This is a genomic window from Achromobacter deleyi (genome assembly GCF_902859705.1).
GTDB classification, from domain to species: domain Bacteria; phylum Pseudomonadota; class Gammaproteobacteria; order Burkholderiales; family Burkholderiaceae_B; genus Achromobacter; species Achromobacter deleyi.
The window spans coordinates 1-22,823 of record NZ_CADIJO010000028.1; the positions used below are offsets into that span (position 1 = coordinate 1).

Genomic DNA, 22,823 nt, shown 5'->3' on the forward strand with positions numbered 1-22,823 from the left:
GGCCCTGGCCCGCCGCCTGCCCGACGCCCAGCCCGGCCGCCATGGTCTGGCCCAGCGCCGCGCCGGCCGCCAGGCCCGCGCCGATGCCGGCGATGCCGCCTTCGTTCTGCGCCGCCAGCGGAATGGACGTGGCCGTCTGGTACTGGGTGAACTTGCCCAGGTCGCCGGCCATGCCCATCGAGATCCGGGTATCCAGCGCCTTTTGCAATTCTTCGGGCAACGACACGTTTTCAACGGTGAAGTTGTCCAGCTTGACGCCATAGCGGTCGAACACCGGGGCCAACTGCTCGCTGATGCTTTGCGACATCAGGCCCTGGTTGCCGGCGATATCCAGGAACGGCACTTTCGAGCCGCCCAGCGCCGTCGTCATGGCGGCAACCACCATGTTGCGCAGCTGCAGTTCCAGGTCGTCGACGGTATAGACGTCGCGCGTACCGCTGATTTCGCGGTAGAACTTGGCCGGGTCGGTGATCTGGTACGAATACACGCCGAAGGCGCGCAGGCGCACCATGCCGAATTCGCTGTCGCGCAGCGTCACCGGCTGCGCCGTGCCCCAGCGCCGGCCCAGTTGCAGGCGGGTGCTGAAGAAGATGACGTCCGACTTGAAGGGCGACTCGAACAGCTTGTCCCAGTTCTTCAGGTACGTCAGGACCGGCAGCGTCTGCGTCGTCAGCTTGTACATGCCGGGGCCGAACACGTCGGCCACCTTGCCTTCGTTGACGAATACCGCCATCTGCGACTCGCGCACGGTCAGGCTGGCGCCGTACTGGATTTCGAAATCCTGCATCGGATGACGCCAGGCCAGCACGCCGTCGCCGTCCTCGTTCCATTGCAGGATGTCGATAAACTGCTTGCGGATAAATGAACCGAGACTCATGGCAAGTTCTCCTGTGTCAGATCGGAATCAGCGCGCCCGGCCGGATCAGGTCAGGCAGGCGGCGTTGACCACGCCGGCGGCCAGCGAGATCGATCCGATCAGGCCGCCCATGGCGATGTTGTTTTCTTCAATGGCCTCGTTCAGGCCGCGGATGGCCTGCGCCATGACCGCATAGACGATCAGCTGCACCACCATGGCGGCCACGCCCCAGACCACGAACATGATGAAGCTGGCGTGAATGGCGATGCTGGAGCACAGCGTGAAGGAAAAGCCCACCAGCGCGCCGCTGTAGGACAGCACCGCGGCGATATTGCCTTCGCGGATCAGTTCGAATTCCTTGTAGCGCGTCACGGTGGTGTAGACCGCGGTGAAAACGCCAAGCATGACCAGTGCCGAGACGATATAGATCAGATAGGTCACGGCCGGATGCATCGCTTCTCCCATATTCGCCCCCTTCAGGCCCTAATTGCGCGCAGTATATACGGCGGCTTCGATATACTGCGAACGCATTTTCTGAGTCGGAACCCCCATGCGCGACCGCGTTCTCATCCTGTCGGTATTGATCGTCGCTTCGTGCGGCTTGGGCTACGAGCTCATCAGCAGCGCGCTGGCCAGCTATCTGCTGGGCGATTCCATCCTGCAATTCTCGTCCGTCATCGGCTGCTATCTGTTCGCGATGGGCATCGGATCGTGGTTGTCAAAATATGTAAAAGACGACGACGTTTTGAATCGATTCATCGACGTCGAGCTGGCCGTCGCCTTGTTGGGCGGCGTTTCCGCCGCCGTCCTGTTCCTGGTGTTCGCCTGGCTGTCGGCGCCCTTTCGCGCCGCGCTGTACGTCGGCGTCTTCATCATCGGCTTGATGGTGGGCATGGAAATCCCGCTGGTGATGCGGGTCTTCAACCAGCGCAAGACGGAATTCCGCGAAATCGTCAGCCGCGTGCTGACCTTCGACTACCTGGGCGCGCTGGCCGTGTCGCTGGTCTTTCCGCTGCTGCTGGCGCCCAAGCTGGGCCTGCTGCGCACCGGGTTCCTGTTCGGCATCCTGAACGCCAGCGTGGCGCTCTGGACCACCTGGCTGTTTCGCGCCGAAGTGCGGCGCCCGGCCGAGAAAGCCATCCGCGGCAGCGTGGTGCTGGGCCTGTTGGCGCTGGGTTTCGCGTTCTCGGGCCAGATGACCGGCTGGGCCGAGAAAGGCCTGTACGGCGACGACGTGGTGCATGCCGAAACCACGCCCTACCAGCGCCTGATCGTGACCCGCTGGCACGACGACCTGCGCCTGTACATCAACGGCAACCTGCAGTTCTCGTCGCGCGACGAACATCGCTATCACGAGTCGCTGGTGATCCCGGGGCTGCAGGCGCTGCCGTGGGCCCGCAACGTGCTGGTGCTGGGCGGCGGCGACGGCCTGGCGGTGCGCGAGATCCTGAAATTCAAGCACGTCGAGCATGTGACGCTGGTGGACCTGGACCCGGCCATGACGGGCCTGTTTTCGCGGTCCGAACCGCTGACGCGGCTGAACCAGAATTCGTTGACGGATCCGCGCGTCACCGTCATCAACGACGACGCGGGCCGCTGGCTGGAAAGCCACGCCGAGGTCTATGACTACATCGTGGTCGACTTTCCCGACCCGTCCAACTTCGGGCTGGGCCGGCTGTATTCGGTGCCCGTCTACCACCTGATGGCGCGCCACCTGGCCGAGAACGGCTACATGGTCATCCAGTCCACCTCGCCCTACTTCGCGCCGCGCTCGTTCTGGAGCGTGGACGCCACGCTGAAGGAAGCCGGCCTGAACACCTGGCCGTACCATGCGTACGTGCCGTCGTTCGGCGACTGGGGATTCATCCTGGCCGGCAAGCGGCGCGACTACACGCCGCCCACGACGATTTCGGTGCCCACCCGCTACCTGGATCCGGCGACGATGCGCGAGCTGTTCCACTTTCCCGCCGACATGCCGGCGCTGGCCATGCCGCCGAACCGCCTGAACGAGCAATCGCTCGTGCGCTACTTCGACGAGGACTGGCGCAAGGTCATCCGCTGATGCGCCGCCGCACTTTCCTGTTGGGCGCGGCCACCGCCGCGGCGGCGGGCACGGCGGGCTATTACCGGTCACGCATCGTCGAGACCACGCCCGAGGTGCGCTACCCCGGCATGCAGGCGGGCCACGCACTGCGCGACGGCGCCGCACTGCCGGCGTCATCAAGCACCCGCCAAAGCCAGGTGGCGATCCTGGGGTCCGGCGTGGCCGGCCTGTCCTGCGCCTGGAAACTGGCGCGCGAGGGCTACACCGATTTCGTGGTCGTGCAAGGCCCGGAATACGGCGGCAACGCTGCGGCCGGCGTGCGCGACGGGCTGGACTATCCGCTGGGCGCGCACTACCTGCCGCTGCCCTCGATGCAATCCACCCACGTGCGCGAGATGCTGGCCGACTTCGGCATCGCCGAGCGCGATGCCTACGCCGCGCGGCCCTATTACGACGAAGCCATCCTGGCGCATTCGCCGCAAGAGCGCCTGCTGCGCGGCGGCCACTGGGAAGACGGCCTGCTGCCCATGACCGGCCTGCCCGACGGCCACGCCGAACAGCACCGCAAGTTCTTAGCGCTGGTGGATGTGCTGCACGGGCAGGTCGGCAACGATGGCCGCAAGGTCTTCTGCATTCCCATCTCCCTGTCGTCGCGCGACCCGGCCTGGCGGGCGCTGGACACGCTGACCTTCAAGGCCTGGCTGGAACGCGAAGGCTATACCTCGCCCGCCCTGCACTGGTACCTGAACTACTGCTGCCGCGACGACTACGGCGCCCAGTACGACGTGGTCTCGGCCTGGGCCGGCCTGCACTACTTTGCCAGCCGCGACGGCCATGCCGCCAATGCCGCAGAAGGCGCGGTGCTGACCTGGCCCGGCGGCCTGGCACCGCTGGTGCAGCGCCTGCACGACGCCATCAGCGCCCGCCTGGGCCACAGCAACTGGCTGCTGCCCGGCACCGCCATGCGGCTGCGCGAAACGCCCGCCGGCCCGCAGATCGACTGCCTGGCGCCCGGCCCCGCCTCGGCCGTCTACACACTGCAAGCGCGACGCGCCGTCTGCGCCATGCCGCTGTTCGTGACCCAGCACATCCTGCCGGACATCCGCGCCTATGGCTACGATCCGGCGGTGCATGCCTCGCCGCACGCGCCCTGGCTGGTGTCCAACTTCGTCATGGATGGCTATCCGCGCGAAGCGCCCGGCGAACCGCTGTCGTGGGACAACGTGGTCTACCAGGGCCAGGCGCTGGGTTACGTGGTGTCGACGCACCAGTTGCTGCGGGTGGCGCGGTCGCCGCGCACGGTCTTCACCGCCTACGACGCGCTCAGCGGCAAGACGCCGCAGGCCACGCGCCAATGGCTGGCCAGCGCCCGCCCCGAGGCCCTGCGCGACGAGGTGGCGGCCGACCTGGTGGCCGCCTACGGCGACGAGTTCTGGCGCCATGCGCGCCAGCTCGAGATCACGGTGCGCGGCCATGCCATGGCTTCGCCCTATTGCGGCTACCTGTCCAACCCCGGCCTGGCGGCGCTGCGCGACGTGGACGGCCCGGTGCTGTTCGCGCACGCCGACCTGTCCGGCTATTCGGTCTTCGAGGAAGCGGCGTGGTGGGGCGTGACGGCGGCCGGACGGATTCTGGGGCAACGGCCGGCGGCCTGATCGTCGTGCGCCCCGCTCGGGCCGCCAGCGTCCACGCCTCGACCTGATCTGCTTGCAGGCCGCCCCGGCTGCCCTACAATCGCCAGCGGGTCCCCTTGACCCTAGCCTGAGACCTAAAAAAACGATGGGAAAGCCAGTCATTGTGCTTGGCGCCGGCATGGTCGGCGTTTGCTGTGCGCTGGAACTGCAGCGCCGCGGCATGGATGTCACCCTGGTCGACCGCCAGGCCCCCGGGCTGGAAACCTCGCACGGCAATGCCGGCGTGCTGGCCCGCAGTTCCCTCATGCCGTTCAACCATCCCGGCCTGTGGCGCCAACTGCCCCGGCTGCTGCGTAACGACACGGTTCAATTCCGCTACCGCCCCGGCTACCTGGCCCGCAACCTGGGCTGGGCCGCCGGCTTCCTGTGGCGCGCCCGGTCTTCCGTGTTCGAGGAAACGGCCACGGCCCTGGACGGCCTGATCCGGCTGTCCGCCCCCGAACACCAGCGCCTGCTGGCCGAAGCGGGCATCAGCCATCGCCTGCGCGATACCGGCTGGATCTTCCTGTTCCGCAGCGAAGCGGCCTGGCAAGGCAGCGCCCTGGCGCGCGCCGCCTATGCCCGCCACCAGGTGCCGACGCAGGCGCTGGACCCGGCCGAACTGGCCCGGCTGGAACCCGCCCTGGCCCCGATATTCGCCCGCGCCCTGTGGATACAGGGCTCGTATTCCGTGGACGATCCGCGGGCGGTGGTGCAGGCCTATGCCGACCTGTTCCGCCGGTCGGGCGGCACGTTCAAGCCACTGCGGGCCACCGCCATCCGTCGCAACGGGCAAAACTGGACCGTGCAGGGCGACCAGGCGTCCGAGACGCTGACGGCGCCGGCCCTGGTGCTGGCGCTGGGCCCGTGGTCCAAGGCTTTGCTCAAGACCACCGGCATCGACCTGCCGATGGCGTTCGAACGCGGCTATCACATGCATTACGCGCCCGGCAGCGGCCCGGCGCTGGGCCGGCCCGTCTATGACACGGGCGGCGGCTACGTGCTCTCGCCCATGGCTCGCGGCCTGCGGCTGACCACTGGCGTGGAACTGGACGACTGCGACGCCCCCGCCCGGCCCGACCAGCTGGACCTGGCGGAAACCCGCGCCCGCGAAGCGCTGGCCCTGGGCGCCAGGCTTGATCCGCAAGCCTGGCTGGGCCGCCGCCCCACCCTGCCGGACAGCCGCCCGATGATCGGCCAGGCGCCGCGCCACCCCGGCCTGTGGCTGGCGCTGGGGCACCAGCACATCGGTTTCAGCACCGCGCCAGGAACGGCGAAGATACTAGGCGAGCTGATGGCCGGCGAAGGCGGTGAGCGTCATTCCGCCTTCCGCCCCGACCGGTTTCTCTGAGGCCTCACAGGACAAGGACACTCACGTGCACACCCCCGGCTTTCTAGGCGTGCTGATGCTGGACACCCGCTTTCCGCGGCCGCCCGGCGACGTCGGCAACGCCCAGACCTACGAACGCGCCGGCATCCCGGTGCGCTTTGTCACGGTGCAGGGGGCCTCGCCGCGCAAGATCGTGCAAGAGGCCGATCCCGCCTTCCTGCAGCCCTTCATCGACGCCGCCGTGGGTCTGGCGCGCGACGGTGCCGCGTTGATCTCCACCAGCTGCGGCTTCCTGGCCAGGTATCAGTCGGCGCTACAGGCCGCCGTGCCCGTGCCGGTGGTGACGTCCAGCCTCTTGCAGTGCCGCGGCCTTACGCGCGTGGGCATCGTCACCTTCGATGCGCAGTCGCTGTCGCGCGGCATCCTGGACGCGGTCGACGTGCCGGCCAACGCCATCGTCGAAGGGCTGGCGCCCGGCTGCGAGATGCATGCACGCATCCTGGAAAACAGCCCCGTGATGGACCTGGCCGAGGTCGAGCGCAACGTCGTGGATGCCGCCACCCGCCTGGCGGCGCGGGCGCCCGGCCTGACCGACATCGTGCTGGAATGCACCAACATGCCGCCCTACCGCGACGCCGTCGCACGCGCCACCGGCCTGCCGGTGCACGACATCGAAACGCTGCTGATCAAGACCTGGCGGGGCCTGGCGGCCTGACCGGCCCGCCATGAAAAACGCCCGCTGCGGGCCTCGGGTCGAGGCTTGCAGCGGGCGTGTTGCCGACCGGGTCGGCGCGCCGGTCAGCCGAGCAGCAAGGCGTCGTCAGACAGCTTTTCGCCGCGCACGCGCTCGAACATGGCCAGCAGGTCGGGCACGTCCATGCCGCGGCGTTCGTCGCCGGACACGTCCAGCACCACCTGGCCCTGGTGCAGCATCACCGTGCGGTCGCCCACGTCCAATGCCTGGCGCATGCTGTGCGTGACCATCATGGTGGTCAGCTTGTTTTCGGCCACGATGCGGGCCGTCAGTTGCAGCACGAAATCGGCGGTGCGCGGGTCGAGCGCGGCGGTGTGCTCGTCCAGCAGCAGGATGCGCGACGGTTGCAGCGCGGCCATCAGCAGGCTCACGGCCTGGCGCTGGCCGCCCGACAGCAGGCCGATGCGGTCGGCCAGGCGGCTTTCCAGGCCCAGGCCCAGCGTGGCCAGGCGTTCACGGAAACCGTCTTTCATCGACGCCTTGACGGCGCGGCTGTAGCCGCGCCGCGCGCCGCGCAGCTGCGCCAGCGCCATGTTCTCTTCGATGGTCAGGTCTTCGCAGGTGCCCGCCATGGGGTCCTGGAACACGCGGGCCACGCGGCCGGCGCGGGCCCAGACGGGCTGGCGCGTCACGTCCACGCCATTGATTTCGATCTTGCCGGAATCGATCGGCAGGTCGCCCGACACGGCGTTCAGGAAGGTCGACTTGCCCGCGCCGTTCGAACCGATGACGGTGACGAACTGGCCTTCGGGAATGTCCAGAGACAGGCCGCGCAGCGCGCGCGTTTCGATCGGCGTGCCCGCGTTGAAAGTGATCTTGAGGTCTTTTGCGGACAGCATATCAGCGCCCCTTCTTGCCGAGGAGCCGGCGCTTGAGCATGGGGATGACCAGGGCGATGGTGACCAGGACCGCGGTGACGAGGTTCAGGTCTTGCGCCTTCAGGCCGATGAAATCGCTATTGAGGGCCAATGCGATGAAGAAGCGGTAGACGATGGCGCCGATGATGACGGCCAGCGTGGCCAGCACCAGCTTGCGCGACGGCAGGATGCTTTCGCCCACGATCACGGCGGCCAGGCCGATGACGATGGTGCCGATGCCCATGGAAATGTCGGAACCGCCCTGGGTCTGCGCGAACAGCGCGCCGGCCATGGCGACCAGCGCGTTGGACAGCGCCATGCCGAACAGGATCATGCGGCCGGTATTCACGCCCTGGGCGCGGGCCATGCGGCCGTTCGAGCCGGTGGCGCGCACCGCCAGACCCGTCTGGGTGGCGAAGAACCAGTCCAGCGCCAGCTTGGCCAGCACCACGATGACCACCAGGATCAGGGGCCGCGCCACGTAGTCCGACAGCCAGCCCGGCTGCAGGATGGTGAAGACGGTGGGTTCGGTGATCAGCGGCACGTTGGGCTTGCCCATGATGCGCAGGTTCACGGAGTACAGCGCGATCATCATCAGGATACTGGCGAGCAGATCCATGATCTTGAGCTTGACGTTGAGCCAGCCCGTGACCAGGCCGGCGGCCGCGCCGGCAAAGGTGGCCGCGATGGTGGCGATGAACGGGTCGGTGCCCGCGGCGATCAGCGTGGCACAGACGGCGCCGCCCAGCGGAAAGCTGCCGTCAACGGTCAGGTCCGGGAAGCGCAGCAGGCGAAAGGAGATAAACACGCCCAAGGCCACCAGGCTGAAGATCAGGCCGATCTCCAGTGCGCCTAACAACGAGAACAATGACATGGGTCAAATCCAATCAGGTAAGGAACGAGCATATTAGAGATTTGAAACGTCCAACTTCTTGCGTTTCGGCATCAGTTTTACCCGAGCTTTTGCAATAAACGTTTCTTGCCGCGTGATTTTCTCTCGATTCCTGCCAAGGCGTCGCCAGGCTTGGCGGCCAGGGCCGCAAGCGGGCTGCTTGATGGACGCTCCGGGGGAGCAAAACGCAGCGTGGCGGCCAGAAGCCGACATGCCGTTCAAGACCAACGCCATCGCGCCGGGCCGCGCGCACCTTGTGGATGCTGCCGCCCTGTGGACCCCGCCTGTCGGCCGGGCAAACAAGAAAACAAGATAAAACAAACCCCGCTCGCGCCGGGTAGGCACGAGCGGGGCGAACCAGCCGATACTTTACTTCACGACCACCGCGGCCGACTTGATGACCGCGTCGGACAGCGTCACGCCTTGCTTGGCGGCCGCGCCCGGGTTCACGTAGAGCTCGAGCTTGTTGATGGTTTCGGACGGGATGGCGCCGGGCTTCTCGCCCTTCAGGATGCGCACCACCACCTTGCCCGTCTGCACGCCCAGGTCGCGGTAGTTGATGCCCAGGGCGGCGATGCCGCCGCGCTTGACGCTGTCGGTATCCGAGGCGATCAGGGGGATCTTGGCGTCGTTGCCGACCTTCACCAGCGACTCGTAGGCCGAGACCACGTTGTTGTCGGTGTTGGTGTAGATGACGTCGACCTTGCCGATCAGGCTGCGCGCGGCGGACGCCACGTCGACCGAACGCGGGGCGGCGGCTTCGACCAGGCTCATGCCCGACTTGGGCAGGATTTCCTGCAGCTTCTTGACCACCACGACCGAGTTGGCTTCGCCCGGGTTGTAGACGATGCCGACGCGCTTGGCGTTGGGAACGATCTTCTTGATCAGGTCGACCTGCTTGTCCAGCGCCAGCAGATCCGACACGCCCGTCACGTTGGTGCCCGAGGCGTCCATGCTGGACACGAGCTGGGCGGCAACCGGATCGGTCACGGCGGAATACACCACCGGCACGTCCTTGGTGGCGGCCACTACGGCCTGGGCCGACGGGGTGGCGATGGCCACGATGGCGTCGGGCTTGTCGCCGACGAACTTGCGGGCGATCTGGGCAGCGGTGCCGTTGTTGCCCTGCGCGCTCTGGTACTGCCACTTCAGGTTCTTGCCCGGCTCGTAGCCGGCGGCCTTCAGGGCGTCCTGCACCCCGTCACGCACGGCATCCAGCGCCGGATGCTCGACGATGGCGGTGACCGCCACCGACTTCTGCTGCGCCGACACCGGCGCGGCGATCGCCATCGCCAGCGCCATGGCGCCCACCGTCAGAAAATGTTTTTTCCCGATCAGCATAGATAAGCTCCTTGAACCCTTGGTATTTGTTCATTGTTACGGCTGTTCCGCAGGCTTCCCTGCGGTTCCGGTCCAGCCGTAAAGCCGTATAGTCTAACGTGTCGCAACACAAATTAACTTGGGGGGAATCCCTGAAATGGTGCATGCGCAGCACGCCTGCCCCATGTCGGGGCGAGCGGCGCCAATATACTAAAAGCGCCGCCCCCGCGCGACACGACATCCGCGACATCGCCGTCGCGGCACCTGATTGGCGCCACCCAAAGGCCTTACCATGATCAAACGCGCATTGGGCCGTTCCGGCCTGCAGATCCCTCCCCTGACTTTCGGCGGCAACGTCTTCGGCTGGACCGTCGACGAGGCCGGCACGTTCTCGCTGCTGGACGCCCTGGTTGACGCGGGCCTGAACTTCATCGACACGGCCGACGTGTATTCGCGCTGGGTCCCCGGCAACCAGGGCGGCGAATCCGAAGCCCTGATCGGCAAATGGCTCAAGCGCTCGGGCAAGCGCGACCAGGTCCTGATCGCCACCAAGGTCGGCATGGAAATGGGCCCGGACGCCAAGGGCCTGGCGCCGGCCTACATCCGGCGATCGATCGACGCCTCGCTGGCGCGCTTGCAGACCGACCACGTCGACCTGTACCAGTCGCACAAGGACGACCCGGACACCCCGCTGACCGATACGCTGGGCGAATACGCCAAGCTGATCGCGGCCGGCAAGGTGCGCGCCATCGGCGCGTCCAACTACACGCCGGTGCGCCTGTCCGAAGCGCTGATCGCGGCCGAACGGCACAACCTGCCGCGCTACGAAAGCATCCAGCCCGAATACAACCTGTACAGCCGCGAGCCCTTCGAGGCCGGCTTGCAGGCCCTGGTGAAAGCGCAGGACATGGGCACCATCAACTACTACGCGCTGGCCAGCGGCTTTCTCAGCGGCAAATACCGCAGCCCGGCCGACGTCGGCAAGAGCGCGCGCGGCAAGAAGATCGTCGACACCTACCTGAACGACCGCGGCTACCGCATCCTGAAGGCGCTGGACGAAGTCGCCGAAGACGCCGGCTGCACGCCCGCGCAGGCCGCGCTGGCCTGGCAGATCGCGCAGCCGGGCATCACCTCGCCGATCGTCAGCGCCACGTCGCTGGCGCAACTGGATGAATTGGTGAAGGCGGCCAGCCTGACGCTCACGCGTGACCAGTTGGCCAAGCTCAGCCTGGCCAGCGACTGGCGCTGAAGGCGATGAAACCGGTGCGGGCCACGGCCCGCGCCGGGTGCATCAGAAGCGCTGCGTCAAGGTCACCAGCGCGCTGCGGCCTTCGCCGTAGAACACCGAGTTGTAAAAGCCCATCGAGCGGTAGTACTTCTTGTCGGCCAGGTTGCGCACGTTCAACTGCACCTGCGTCTTGTCGCTGAAGTTGTACTGCGCCATCAGGTCGAACAAGGCATAGGGCTTCTGCACGATCGACCCCGACTGCAGGCCGTAATAGGTCTGCGCGCTGGTCTGGCTTTGCCAGCGCACGCCGCCGCCCACCGTCAGCTTGTTCCATGCGCCCGGCAGGCGGTAGGCCGTGCTCAGCTTGAGCAACTGTTCAGGCTGGGTGGTCTGCACCTTCTTGCCGGCGTTGTCCTTGGACTGGCGGTAGGTATAGCCCAGGAACACGTTCCAGCCCGGCACGACCTCGCCCGCCAGCTCGGTTTCGAAGCCGCGCGTGCGGGTTCCGTCCAGGATGTAGTACCAGCCGTCGTCGTGCGCATAGTCATAGCCGCCGTACTCGGCCACGTCCTTCTGGTCGGTCTGGAACACCGCCACCGACGCGTTCAGGCGCCCGTCCAGGTACGAGGCCTTCACGCCCGCTTCATAGTTGTGGCCATAGGCCGGGCCCGCCATGCTCCAGTCCCGCGTCTTGACCATCTGCGGCTGGAAGATGTTGGTGTAGCTGACGTAGGCGGTGTAGGTGTCGTTCAGATCGTAGGTCAGGCCGACATAGGGCGTGACCTCGGAATACGTATGCGAATAGCCGGTCACGCCGCCGCTGGTCTCGGTGGATTCCCAGCGGGTCCAGCGCGCGCCGGTCAACAGGTGCAGGCTGTCGGTCAGCCCCAGGCGCAGCGTGCCGTACACGCCCGTCTGCTTGTCGCGGTGGGTCTGCGACAGTGCCAGGATGTCCCAGTTGGGGGTGGGCCAGTCACCCGTCCAATGCTTCACGTCGGGGATCGGATAGTTGGCCTGGTCGCTGGTGTCCCAGCTCTGGTTCCAGGCATTGATGACCGAATGCGAAAAACCCAGGTTGAACTGATGGCGCCGGCCAAAGGCGTCAAAGCCGCCGTCCATGGAGCCGCCGTACACGTCCTGGTCGCTGCCGCCCTTGAACTTGCGAAGCAGCGGCGGCGTGGAAAAGCCGTCGATCGTCATCGGCACGTCGGACGTGAACAGCAGCGGCGCGTTGAACGTGTTTTCCAGCCGCGTGTACGACAGGCGGGCATTCCAGCCGTTGGCAAAGCCGTGCTCGACCTGGGCAAAATACTCGTGCGAATCGGTGTCCCAGCGCGACCACTTGGCGCCCATGGCCTGGCCCTTGGGCCAATCGATGGGCTTGCCGTTGGCGTCCAGCGCGGGCAGGCCGCCCCAGCTGATGCCGCTGGGGCGGGTGCGCTGCACCGAGCCGCCCACGCTGACCGTGGTGGCCTCGGCCACGTCCGCCTCGATGATGCCGTACAGCACGTCGCGCTTTTTCTTGTACAGGTCCATGGTGTCGCCGCGGCGCTCCTTGGCCCCCACCAGGCGGCCGCGCACCGAGCCGGATTCGTTGAACGGCGTGGACAGGTCGATCTCGCCGCGATAGGTGTCTTCGGTGCCGGCCGCGATCTTGGCGATGCCCTGGAATTCACGCGTGGGCCGCTTGCGGATGAAGTTGACCGAGCCCCCCGGATTGCCGGTGCCGCTCATCAGGCCGGTCGCCCCGCGGATGATTTCCACGTGGTCGTAGATCACCGGGTCCAGATTGCCATCGCCGAACTGGTACAGCCCGTTCAGCGGCTTGACCACACCGTCGAACTGGAAGGTATCCAACGAAAAGCCGCGTGAATAGTAGGTCAGGCGTTCGGATTCGGCCTGCTGCACGTTCATACCAGTGGCGTTCTCCATCACGTCGCGCACGGTCGTGATCGAGCGGTCGTCCAGTTGCTGGCGCGTCAGCACGCTGGTGGATTGCGGCGTTTCGCGCTGCGACAGCACCAGGCCATTGGCCGAGCGCATCCAGTCGGCGGTGTACAGGCCCGAGCCTTCCGTGGTGGCGCCCGCGCCCAGCACCAGCACCGGCGCCAGTTGCGTGGCCTGCTGGCCCGTGCGTTGCAGCAGATAGTCGCCATCGCCCCGGCGCAACGCTTCCAGCTGGGTACCGGCCAGCAGCGCGGCGAAACCCTGATCGATGCCGTAGGCGCCTTGCAGGCCGGCGCTTTGCAGGCCTTCGGTCAGGGCGGGGTCGAACGACAGCAGCACCCGCGCCTGCTGCGCGTAACCGGCCAGCGCCGCGCCCAGCGGCCCGGCGGGAATATCGACCACGCGGCCGGCTGCGGCGGGCGGTGCGGCCTGCGCCTGCACGGCTTGCGGGGCCAGGGCGCCGCCGGCCAGGGCGGCCAGCACCAGCGCGGCAAACGCCTTCATGCGCAGGCTGGCCCGCGCGGCGGGATGGGAAGGGGCAAACGGCAAAGACATGGTCAGGGTTCCAGGCAAAGAAAGTCGGGGCTACACCCGTATGCCAATCGAAACCGCGAAAGTGACAGTCCCGCCTGAGTTTTTTTCTAACGGCCCTACGGCCTGGCGCGCAGCGTCACCCAATAGCGCGTATAGCGCTGCGCCTGCACCGGCAGCGCGCGTTCCACCGCCGCCAGGATGCGGTCGGTGTCGCCCAAGGGGAACGAGCCGGAAATCCGCAACCCGGCCACCGCCGGATCGCAGGCCAGCCGGCCAGGCCGGTGGCGGCCGAGTTCGTCGATGAAATCGTCCAGCCGCATGTTGTCGGCATACAGCGCGCCCTGCACCCAGGCGGCGGCGTGCGGCGCCGGGCGCGCCGGCTGCACCGCGCCGCCATCGAAATAGGCGGAAAAGCCGGCCGGCACCGTTTCTGCCCCTTCGGCGTTGGCATGGATGGGCTGGATGCGCACGGCGCCTTCGGTCACGGCCGTCCAGGCCTGGCCGTCCAGCAGCCGCACGGTGTAGCGCGTGCCCAGCGCAGTCACCTGCCCCTGCGGCGTCACCACCCGCAAGGGCCGCGGCGGCTGGCGTGCGTCCGGGCGCGACGCCAGGTGCAATTCGCCACGGCGCAGGATGACCAGCCGTTCGGTGGCGGTAAAGCGCACGTCGGCCGCGCTGTCGGTGTTCAGGGTCAGCACGCTGCCGTCGTCCAGCGCCACGCTGCGGCGTTCGCCCACGCGGGTGGAGAGCGCCGCCGTCCAGCTCTGCCATTGCAGACCGGCGGCGGCCAGGCCGCCCGCGCCCAGCGCCAACGACAGGACCTTGAGCGCCTGGCGACGGCCGCGCGCACGCGGCCGATCCAGCGCGGCGATGCCGGCCTGGCGATCCACCTGGCCGAACTGGCGCCCCAGTTGCTCGACCCGATCCCACGCCGCGCGGTGCTGCGGGCTGGCGTCCACCCAGCGGCGCCAGGCCGCCGTGTCGGCCGCGCCGGCATCATCCGCGCCCAGCCGCACGAACCAGAGGCTGGCCTCGCGGATCACATCGTCGGAAAGCCTGCCCACCTGGCCGCTCACCACGCCGTCAGGCAATGCTGCATGGCACGCGCCAGGTATTGGCGCACCGAGCTGACCGACACCTGCAGGCATTCGGCGATCTCGGCGTGGCGCAGCCCTTCCAGTTGCGACAACAGGAAGGCGCGGCGCACCTTGGGCGGCAGGCCGTCAAGCAGGCGGTCGATTTCGATCAGCGCTTCCAGCGCCAGCGCGCGGCGTTCAGGCGAAGGCGCCAGCCCGTCTTCCTGCGCGGCCAGCGTGTCCAGGTAGGCACGTTCGATATCCCGGCGGCGGAACAGATTGACCATCAGGCCATGGGCGATGGTCACGAGGTAAGCGCGCGGCTCGCGATACGAGCGCGCCTCGCCCGCGCGCAGCAGCACTTTCAGGAAGGTGTCCTGCGTCAGGTCGGCGGCATCGAACGGGCAGCCCGTCTTGCGCCGCAGCCAATCGCACAGCCAGGACTGATGCTGCTGGTAAAGCCCTTCGACAGGCGCTTGAGAACCGCTGTGATTCATGGCCATGCGACGGACCGGGTGGATTCATTAATGATAATAGTTATCAATTGTAATCCAATCCGGCCCGCCCGGCCATCAATCCAGCTTAACCCCCGAATCGCTGACCACCTTGGCCCAGCGCGAGACTTCGCTGTCGACGAACTTGCCGAACTCGGCGCCCGTCAGCGTCGGCACGGCCGAGCCATTGCTTTCCCAGGTTTCCTTGATCTTGGGCGCGTTCAGGGCCTTGGTGATTTCGGCCGTCATGCGGTCCACGGCCTCGGGCGGCGTGCCGGCCGGCGCCCAGATCGCATACCAGGTCGACACCACGTAGTTCGGCACGCCGGCTTCGGCCGCGGTGGGCACGTCCGGCAGCGACGGCGAACGCTTGTCGGCGGCCACCGCCAGCGGCTTGATGGTGCCCGAACGGATGTGGCCCGACGAAGACCCCAGCCCGTCGAAAGCCAGGTCCACCTGGCCGCCGATCAGCGCGGTCAGCATGGGGCCGGCGCCCTGGTAGGGCACGTCCACCAGCTTGATGCCGGTCTGCATGGCGAACAATTCACCGGCCAGATGGTGCGTGCTGCCCTTGCCGGCCGTGCCGAAGTTGATCTCGCCCGGGTGCTTCTTGGCATAGTCGACGAATTCCTGCACCGTCTTGACCGGCAGCTTGGTGGCGTTGATGACGACCACCTGCGGCGGCTGCGCCACCAGCGCGACCGGCACGAAGTCTTTCTGGATGTTGTAGTTCAGGCTCTTGTACAGCGACGGCGCCAACGCGTGGTGCGCCCCGCCCATGAAGAAGGTGTAGCCATCGGGCCGGGCCTTGGCCGCCACGCCCGCGCCAACGGTGCCGCCCGCCCCGCCCTTGTTGTCGATCACGACAGACTGCCCCATCTGCAGGGTGAGCTGCTGGGCCAGCGGGCGGGCAAAGGTATCCGTGCCGCCGCCTGCGGGGAACGGCACGATGAGCGTGATGGGCCGTTCCGGCCAGGATGCGGCGCCGGCGGCGCCGCCAAACCCTGCGGCCGCCGTGGCCAGCAGGGCCGTGGCGAGTATGCGGTATTTCATATTGTCTCCTCTTGCTGCAGCGTGGGGACGGCGCGTTTCCCGCGTCTCGTCTCTTGTGTTTTCTGGATCGGGTGCTGCCAGGGTATTGCGGGGGGTTATGGACTGGCGTGGGGATCGGGCTCCTTGAAAAAAATGCCGGTCCATGGGGACCGGCACGGCTTCGCAGCGCTACAGCGTCTGATAGGTTTCGCGCAGCACGTTCTTTTGCACCTTGCCCATCGTGTTGCGAGGCAATTGGTCCACGATGTGCAACCGCTTGGGCACCTTGAAGTTGGCGATGCGCGCCTTCAGTTCGGCCTGCATCGCGGCCGCGTCCAGCGACACGCCTTCCTTGGGCACCACCACCGCCACCACCGCTTCGCCGAAGTCCGCGTGCGGCACGCCGATCACGGCCGATTCGGCCACGCCCGGCATGTCATCGATCAGGGTTTCGATTTCTTTGGGGTAGACGTTGAAGCCGCCGGAAATGATCAGGTCCTTGCTGCGGCCCACGATCGACAGGTAGTCGGCCGGCACGTCGCGGCCCGCGGATTCGCCGCCCCAGCGGCCGACGTCGCCCGTCTTGAACCAGCCGTCGGCGGTGAATTCCTCGCGCGTCTTTTCCGGCATGCGCCAGTAGCCCGAGAACACATTGGGCCCGCGCACCTGCACGTTGCCGATCTCGCCCGGCGCCAACGCAATGCCGGCATCGTCCACCACCCGCACCTGCACGCCCGGCAAAGCCCGGCCCACGGTACCCGCCAGGCGTTCGCCATCGGCCGGATCGTAGGGGTTGGAGGTCAGCATCACGGTTTCGCTCATGCCGTAGCGTTCGAGAATGGCATGGCCGCTGCGCTGGGCGAAATCGGAAAAGGTCTCGGCCAGCAGCGGCGCCGACCCCGAGATGAACAGGCGCATGTTGGCGCACAGTTCACGGTTGAAACGCTTGTCGGCCAACAACCGCACGTAATACGTGGGCACGCCCATCATCACCGTGCTTTGCGGCAGATAGCGCAGCGCCAGGTCGGCATCCAGCTTGGGCAGCCAGATCATCTTGGCGCCGGCCAGCAAGGCGCCGTGCGACGCCACGAACAGGCCATGCACGTGGAAGATCGGCAGCATGTGCAGCAGCACGTCGTCCGAACGCCAGCCCCAGTATTTGTGCAGCACCTGAGCGTTGGACGCCAGGTTGCCATGCGACAGCATTGCGCCCTTGCTGCGGCCGGTGGTGCCCGACGTGTACAGGATTGCAGCCAGGTCATCCGGCTTGCGCACCACGGTCTTGAACGTCTGGGGCAGGCCGCCCGCGGCATCCAGCAGCGTGCCGCTGCGGTCTTCGTCCAGCGTATAGACATGGGCGCAGCCGGCCTTGTCGGCAGCGCGTTGCACCCAGTCGCGGTTCTTGCTGGCGCACACCACCACGGCGGGTTCCGCGTTGCCCAGGAAGTACTCGATCTCGGCTTCGCGATAGGCCGTGTTCAGCGGCAGGTACACCAGCCCCGCGCGCAGCGTGGCCAGGTACAGCAGCAGGGCCTCGGGCGATTTCTCGACCTGCACCGCCACCCGCGCGCCCTCGGGCAGCTTGAGCGAACTGAGCAGATTGGCCAGGCAGGCGGTGGCCCGGTCGATGTCGTCCCAGGTGTAGGCAAGGTCGGGCGTCTCCAGCGCGACCTGCTTGCGGTTGGCGGGAAATCCGCCTTGCAGCACAGCGTATAGGTTGGCGTTGCTCACCGTATTCAATCTCCGGAAAAAAGAGGGTCTACGCCGGCCAGGAAGGCACGCACGCCTTCCTTGTGGTCGCGGCTGTCGGCGTAGGAGAAATAATCCTGGTATTCGTCTTCGGTCAAGGCGCCGCCACGGGCCAGCCGGGCGGACAGGCGCTTGTTGATACGGGCGGCCAGCGGCGCGCCCTGGGCGATGCGTTCGGCGCTGCGGCGCGCCTGGGCGGCCACATCGGCATCGGCCACGATGCGGGTCAAAAGGCCCAGGTCGCGGGCCTCGGCGGCGCCGAACACGCGGCCTTCCAGCAGGATGGCAAGCGTGGCTGCGCGTCCCGCCAGCGCCAGCAGGCCGCGCATTTCATCGGGCGCCATGGGAAAGCCCAGCCGGTTGATCGGCACGCCGAAGCGGGCGGATTCCCCCGCGATGCGCAGGTCGCACTGGCTGGCGATTTCCAGCCCGCCGCCCACGCACACACCTTCGATCTGGGCCACCACCGGCTGCGGACATTCGGCCACCGCCCGCAGCGCGGGCGCCAGCACCTCGCGGTGGTAACGCTGCACACCCGCGGCGTCGGCGCGTTCGACCGGAAATTCGCGGATGTCGGCGCCCGCGGCGAAATTGCCGCCCTCGCCGCGGACCACCACGCAGCGCAGCGCGTCGTCCTGCGCGATGCGTGTGAACACATCGCGCAGCTCGTGCCACATGGCCACGGTGATGGCGTTCAGGCGGCCCGGGTGCGATAACGTCACCCAGGCCAGATGGCCTTCGCGCTGCAGCAGCACGCGGCCGGCCACGTCGTCTGTCATGTCCCCTCCCGAGTTTGTCTGCGGGCCTGCCGGCATGGCACAGGCCCGCGCTCTTCTGTATTTATTGCCGGGCGGCGCGGCCGTCAGGCCACGCGCCCCACGCTGCGGCTGACCTGGGGCTTGCCATCGTGCAGCCGCGCCAGGTTGTCGTCGAGTTCATCCAGGTCGTACAGGTAGTTGACCATCAGCGCGCACGACTGCTTGAGTCCCTTGGCCGAGGTATCGGCCGCCCAGTTCAGGCGTTCGATGCGCGCGCCGTTGCCCAGGTGAAAGCGCGCCACCGCGTCCACCGGCAGGCCGTTCTTCATGGATTGCAGGTAGTGCGCGGCCAGCCGGAAGGCGGCACGCTTGACCACGTCGGGCGTCTTCTTGGCCTGCGCGGCTCGCGCCAACCGGGCCACCCAGCGCTGGCCATCGGGCACACCGGCACGCTTGCGCGCCTTGGCCCGCGCCTTGTCTTCGCGCACGATGGCTTCGACCGCGTCGGCGTCCAGCTTGCCCAGCCAGTCGGCAAAGCCGGGAATCGGCGACAAGGTCGCGAACGACTTGAGCTTGGGCAGTTCTTCCAGCAATTGCTCGACCACGCGCTTGAGCAGGAAGTTGCCGAAGCTGATGCCCTTCAGGCCCGGCTGCGTGTTCGAGATGGAATAGAAGATCGCCCAGCGCGCCTTGTCCAGGTCCTGGCTGGGCGCATCGCTGTCCAACAGCACCTGCACGTTGTCGGCCATCTGGCCGGCAAAGGCGACTTCGACGAAGATCAGCGGCACGCCCGGCATCTGCGGATGGAAATAGGCGTAGCAGCGGCGGTCGGGCGCAACCCGGTGGCGCAGGTCGTCCCACGATTTGATCTCGTGTACGGCCTCGTAGATGATCAGTTTTTCCAGCAGCGACGCGGGCGAATCCCAGGTCAGCGGGCGCAGTTCGAGCAGGCCCACGTCGAACCAGGCCGACAGCAGGCCTTCCAGGTCTTTGTCCAGCGCCTGGATGCCCGCCACCTGCTTGCGCCAGCGCAGCATGTCGGCGCGCAGTTCCACCAGGAAACGCAGGCCCAGCGGCTGCGCATTGAAACGCTTGAACAGGCGCACGCCTTCGCCGGCCTCGCCCGCGAAACTGCCGCGCACCTGCGCCAGCGCGGCCAGCATCAGGCGGCGGTCCTTGCCGTCGGCCGCGCCGTATTGCTCGCACCAGCGCCGCGCCAGCTTGTTGGCGGCCACGTCGGTCAGGCGCGCCTCGAACAGGCGCCGCACTTCGGATTCGCTGGGCAGGCGGCCGCGTTCCCACAGGCGTCCCAGGCGCGTGATCAGGCTGCCGGCCTCGTTGGCGGCCGACTCCACGGTGTCGGGTTCGGGCTCAGGCGTGCGTGCGCCGCGCGCGGGCGCGAGATTGGCGGGTGCGTTCATGGGCGGGTTCCTCAGCAACGGGAAGGTCGGAAAACGGCGTGTCCTGCGGATCGTCGGCGGCCAGGGCGCGCAGCACTTCAAGTTGGCGCATCAGGTGGTGGCGGGCCAGCGCTTCCGCGCGTTCGCCATCGCGGGCGCGCAGGGCCTCGAAGATGGCCAGGTGCTCGCCGCAGGATTCCTGGATGCGGCCAGGCCAGGCCAGGCTGCGGTGGCGCGACAGGCTCAGCACCTTGCGCAGGTTGCCCACCATGTCCACCAGCCATTGATTGCCGGCCAGCGCCTGCACGGCCTCGTGGATCAGGTAGTTGGTCTGGTAATAGGCGTCGATGCGGCCGGCGGCGGCATGGCCGGCCAGCGCCTCGTGCAGCGGCGCCAGCGCCGCCAGTTGCGCATCGGTGGCCTTGCGCGCGGCTTCGAAGGCGCAGCGGCCTTCCAGCATGGCCATCAGCGGAAAGATGTCTTCGAGGTCTTGCGGGGACAGTTCATTGACGAAGCAGCCGCGGCGCGGCTCCAGCCGCACCAGGCCTTCAGTGGCCAGCACCTTCAGCGCCTCGCGCAGCGGCGTGCGGGAAATGCCGAGCTCGCCGGCCAGCCGCAACTCGTCGATCCATTCGCCATTGCGCAGCGCGCGGGCATGGATCATGCCCCGCAGGCGATCCGCGACTTCCAGGTACAGGGCTTGCCGGACGATGGGTTGGGTCATGGGCTGACGGCTGGAACACGCCGTAATTCATAATTATGAATAAGCCCATCATATCCCTGGCGGTCGGATTCCGGCTAGCCGGACCGCTAAGGATTTGCCCTAACCCGCCGCGACAGAACGCGCGGGCGGGCCGGGACTTTCGGGGAATCAGAAGTGCAGAATCCCGTCGACCGCGTGGCGGGTCAACGAACGCGCCCAGCGGCGGGCCGGCAGGCCGTACTTGGACTCGACCACCTCGGCGCGCGCCAGCAGCTCGGCCGGCGTGATCGCCAGGCGCGGGCCGGAAAACGCCAGCACGATCTGGTTGCCGGCGTCGATTTCAGGCAGCAGCACGATGCGGTCGTCAAAGGCCTTGGACAGGTTGTCGATGTTCTTGCCGAAGCTTTCGTGGCGGCCGAACAGGTTCACTGCCACCACGCCGACTTCGCCCAGCACCCGGCGGCAGTCGCGATAGAACTTGACGCTGTCGCGCACCGGACCGGCGGCGGACGCGTCGTACAGGTCCACCATCAGCACCGGGCAGCGGCCGGCATTGGCGGGGTCAGCCGCCCAGACTGCCGCGTCGTCGTGTTCGACCGTGAGCCGGTTTTCGCCGGGCAGGCGGAAGAACATATGGCAGGCGGCGGTCACGCGCGGGTTCCATTCCACCGCCAGCAAGGGGCTGCGCGTGTGCTTGACGCAGAAGCGCGCCAGCGACCCCGCGCCCAGGCCGAACATGCCGATGGCCTCTTCCTTGGGCGGTTCCAGGAACAGCAGCCAGGCCAGCATCTGGCTGGTGTATTCCAGCACCAGTTCCGACGGGTTCTTGATGCGCATGGCGCCCTGGACCCATTCGGTGTTGAAGTGCAGATAGCGCACGCCGTCCACTTCGGACAGGGTCGGCTGGTCCAGTTCAGAGGGGAATTTGGATTTATACATGGCGCGATTGTAGGGCCGGCGGGCGGGGCCAGCCCCGCCCGCCGCGCGATCAGATGCGCTCGAAGATCGCGGCGATGCCCTGGCCGCCGCCGATGCACATGGTGACCAGCGCGTAGCGGCCCTGCACCCGTTGCAGCTCGTGCAGCGCCTTGACGGTGATGATCGCACCGGTGGCGCCGATGGGGTGGCCCAGGCCAATGCCGCTGCCGTTGGGGTTGACCTTGGCCGGGTCCAGCTTCAGCTCGCGGCTCACGGCGCAGGCTTGCGCGGCGAAGGCCTCGTTGGCTTCGATGACGTCCAGTTGGTCGACCGTCAGGCCGGCGCGCTTGAGCGCGGCCTGCGTGGCCGGCACCGGACCGATGCCCATGATGTTGGGGTCCACGCCGGCATGGGCGTAGGCCACCAGGCGCGCCAGCGGCTTGATGCCGCGCTTGGCCGCGACCGATGCATTCATGAGCACCAGGGCGCCGGCGCCGTCGTTCAGGCCCGACGCATTGCCGGCCGTGACCGTGCCGTTTTCTTTCTGGAACACCGGCTTCAGGCCCGCCAGGCTGTCGGCGGTGACGTCGCGGCGCACGTGTTCATCGGTGTCGAACACGACTTCGCCCTTGCGCGTCTTTTGCACCACCGGCACGATCTGGTCGCGGAAATAGCCGGCCTCGATGGCGGCGGCGGCGCGGCAGTGCGATTCGGCGGCCAGCGCGTCCTGGTCCTGGCGGCTGATGCCGAACTTGGCGGCCACGTTCTCGGCGGTGACGCCCATGTGCATGCGGCCGAAGGGGTCCGACAGCGCGCCGGTCATCATGTCCAGCATGACGCTGTCGCCCATGCGCGCGCCCCAGCGCTGGGCCGGCGCGATGTACGGCGCGCGGCTCATGCTTTCGGCGCCCGCGCCGATGGCGATCTCGGCGTCGCCCAGCAGGATGGTCTGCGCTGCCGACACGATGGCCTGCAGGCCCGAGCCGCACAGGCGGTTGACGTTGAAGGCCGGCGTTTCCTTGGCGATGCCGGCGTTCATGGCGGCCACGCGCGACAGGTACATGTCGCGCGGTTCGGTATTGATGACGTGGCCCACGGCAACGTGGCCGATTTCGTCGCCCGAAACGCCGGCGCGCTCGAGCGCCGCGCGGATGACGGTAGCGCCCAGGTCGCAGGGCGGCACGTCTTTGAGCGCCCCGCCGAAATCGCCGATGGCGGTACGGACGGCAGACGCGACGATGACTTCATTCATGGTGTT

The 22,823-nt window shown here is 67.4% G+C and carries 20 protein-coding genes; 5 read left to right on the top strand and 15 right to left on the bottom strand.

Annotation, left to right across the window (positions count from 1 at the left end; translation table 11 throughout):
- Together HV798_RS26855 and HV798_RS26860 are read right to left on the bottom strand one after the other, a co-directional pair.
- A partial coding sequence (locus tag HV798_RS26855; RefSeq protein ID WP_175216599.1) for an SPFH domain-containing protein occupies positions 1-877 on the bottom strand: 877 nt, incomplete at its 3' end.
- A 45-nt stretch (positions 878-922) separates the two neighbouring features.
- Complete coding sequence (locus HV798_RS26860) at positions 923-1,309, bottom strand: DUF350 domain-containing protein (RefSeq protein WP_175196487.1); 387 nt, start codon at positions 1,307-1,309, stop codon at positions 923-925.
- A gap of 97 nt (positions 1,310-1,406) precedes the next feature.
- Between HV798_RS26860 and HV798_RS26865 the strand changes: the two genes are divergently transcribed.
- The 4 genes from HV798_RS26865 to HV798_RS26880 all read left to right on the top strand — a co-directional run bounded on the left by HV798_RS26865 (position 1,407) and on the right by HV798_RS26880 (position 6,618).
- Positions 1,407-2,918: a polyamine aminopropyltransferase gene (locus HV798_RS26865; protein ID WP_175196479.1), complete on the top strand. Its 1,512-nt coding sequence runs from the start codon at positions 1,407-1,409 to the stop codon at positions 2,916-2,918.
- Positions 2,918-4,555 (top strand): NAD(P)-binding protein, encoded by a 1,638-nt coding sequence (locus tag HV798_RS26870; protein WP_175196477.1) that lies wholly within the window; start codon positions 2,918-2,920, stop codon positions 4,553-4,555. The genes HV798_RS26865 and HV798_RS26870 overlap by 1 nt, the downstream gene beginning before the upstream one ends.
- Before the next feature lie 124 nt (positions 4,556-4,679).
- A complete protein-coding gene (locus HV798_RS26875; RefSeq protein ID WP_175196475.1) occupies positions 4,680-5,924 on the top strand; it encodes an NAD(P)/FAD-dependent oxidoreductase in 1,245 nt (414 codons plus the stop codon).
- A gap of 25 nt (positions 5,925-5,949) precedes the next feature.
- Entirely contained in the window at positions 5,950-6,618 is a 669-nt protein-coding gene (locus HV798_RS26880) for an aspartate/glutamate racemase family protein (protein ID WP_281360923.1), read from the top strand.
- An 83-nt stretch (positions 6,619-6,701) separates the two neighbouring features.
- Here the strand turns inward: HV798_RS26880 and HV798_RS26885 are convergent, their stop codons facing one another.
- The 3 genes from HV798_RS26885 to HV798_RS26895 form a co-directional block, all read right to left on the bottom strand.
- Positions 6,702-7,496: an ABC transporter ATP-binding protein gene (locus HV798_RS26885; RefSeq protein ID WP_025137868.1), complete on the bottom strand. Its 795-nt coding sequence runs from the start codon at positions 7,494-7,496 to the stop codon at positions 6,702-6,704.
- Position 7,497: 1 nt separating this feature from the next.
- Positions 7,498-8,388, bottom strand: a complete 891-nt coding sequence (locus HV798_RS26890; RefSeq protein ID WP_025137869.1) for an ABC transporter permease — start codon at positions 8,386-8,388, stop codon at positions 7,498-7,500.
- Positions 8,389-8,775: 387 nt separating this feature from the next.
- On the bottom strand, positions 8,776-9,747 hold the full coding sequence (locus tag HV798_RS26895; RefSeq protein WP_025137870.1) for an ABC transporter substrate-binding protein: 972 nt from the start codon (positions 9,745-9,747) through the stop codon (positions 8,776-8,778).
- A 271-nt stretch (positions 9,748-10,018) separates the two neighbouring features.
- On the opposite strand from HV798_RS26895, the gene HV798_RS26900 reads away from it, so the two are divergent.
- On the top strand, positions 10,019-10,975 hold the full coding sequence (locus tag HV798_RS26900) for an aldo/keto reductase (protein WP_025137871.1): 957 nt from the start codon (positions 10,019-10,021) through the stop codon (positions 10,973-10,975).
- 42 nt (positions 10,976-11,017) lie between these two features.
- Here the strand turns inward: HV798_RS26900 and HV798_RS26905 are convergent, their stop codons facing one another.
- The 10 genes from HV798_RS26905 to bktB all read right to left on the bottom strand — a co-directional run bounded on the left by HV798_RS26905 (position 11,018) and on the right by bktB (position 22,817).
- Positions 11,018-13,456, bottom strand: coding sequence for a TonB-dependent siderophore receptor (locus tag HV798_RS26905; RefSeq protein ID WP_175196473.1), 2,439 nt, complete (start codon positions 13,454-13,456; stop codon positions 11,018-11,020).
- Positions 13,457-13,551: 95 nt separating this feature from the next.
- Positions 13,552-14,499: a FecR domain-containing protein gene (locus HV798_RS26910; RefSeq protein WP_246289200.1), complete on the bottom strand. Its 948-nt coding sequence runs from the start codon at positions 14,497-14,499 to the stop codon at positions 13,552-13,554.
- Positions 14,500-14,507: 8 nt separating this feature from the next.
- Positions 14,508-15,014, bottom strand: coding sequence for a sigma-70 family RNA polymerase sigma factor (locus HV798_RS26915; protein ID WP_425486173.1), 507 nt, complete (start codon positions 15,012-15,014; stop codon positions 14,508-14,510).
- Positions 15,015-15,083: 69 nt separating this feature from the next.
- Complete coding sequence (locus HV798_RS26920; RefSeq protein WP_175196470.1) at positions 15,084-16,058, bottom strand: Bug family tripartite tricarboxylate transporter substrate binding protein; 975 nt, start codon at positions 16,056-16,058, stop codon at positions 15,084-15,086.
- 168 nt (positions 16,059-16,226) lie between these two features.
- Positions 16,227-17,768 (bottom strand): malonate--CoA ligase, encoded by a 1,542-nt coding sequence (locus tag HV798_RS26925; protein ID WP_175196468.1) that lies wholly within the window; start codon positions 17,766-17,768, stop codon positions 16,227-16,229.
- Between the two features lie 5 nt (positions 17,769-17,773).
- Positions 17,774-18,565, bottom strand: coding sequence for an enoyl-CoA hydratase/isomerase family protein (locus HV798_RS26930; protein WP_175196466.1), 792 nt, complete (start codon positions 18,563-18,565; stop codon positions 17,774-17,776).
- An 83-nt stretch (positions 18,566-18,648) separates the two neighbouring features.
- Positions 18,649-19,965, bottom strand: a complete 1,317-nt coding sequence (locus HV798_RS26935; RefSeq protein ID WP_175196464.1) for a malonyl-CoA decarboxylase domain-containing protein — start codon at positions 19,963-19,965, stop codon at positions 18,649-18,651.
- Positions 19,916-20,668, bottom strand: coding sequence for a GntR family transcriptional regulator (locus HV798_RS26940; protein WP_175196462.1), 753 nt, complete (start codon positions 20,666-20,668; stop codon positions 19,916-19,918). The genes HV798_RS26935 and HV798_RS26940 overlap by 50 nt, the downstream gene beginning before the upstream one ends.
- Positions 20,669-20,815: 147 nt before the next feature.
- Entirely contained in the window at positions 20,816-21,586 is a 771-nt protein-coding gene (locus HV798_RS26945) for a class I SAM-dependent methyltransferase (RefSeq protein WP_175196460.1), read from the bottom strand.
- Between the two features lie 49 nt (positions 21,587-21,635).
- On the bottom strand, positions 21,636-22,817 hold the full coding sequence (gene bktB, locus HV798_RS26950) for a beta-ketothiolase BktB (RefSeq protein ID WP_175196458.1): 1,182 nt from the start codon (positions 22,815-22,817) through the stop codon (positions 21,636-21,638).
- Between the last annotated feature and the right edge of the window lie 6 nt (positions 22,818-22,823).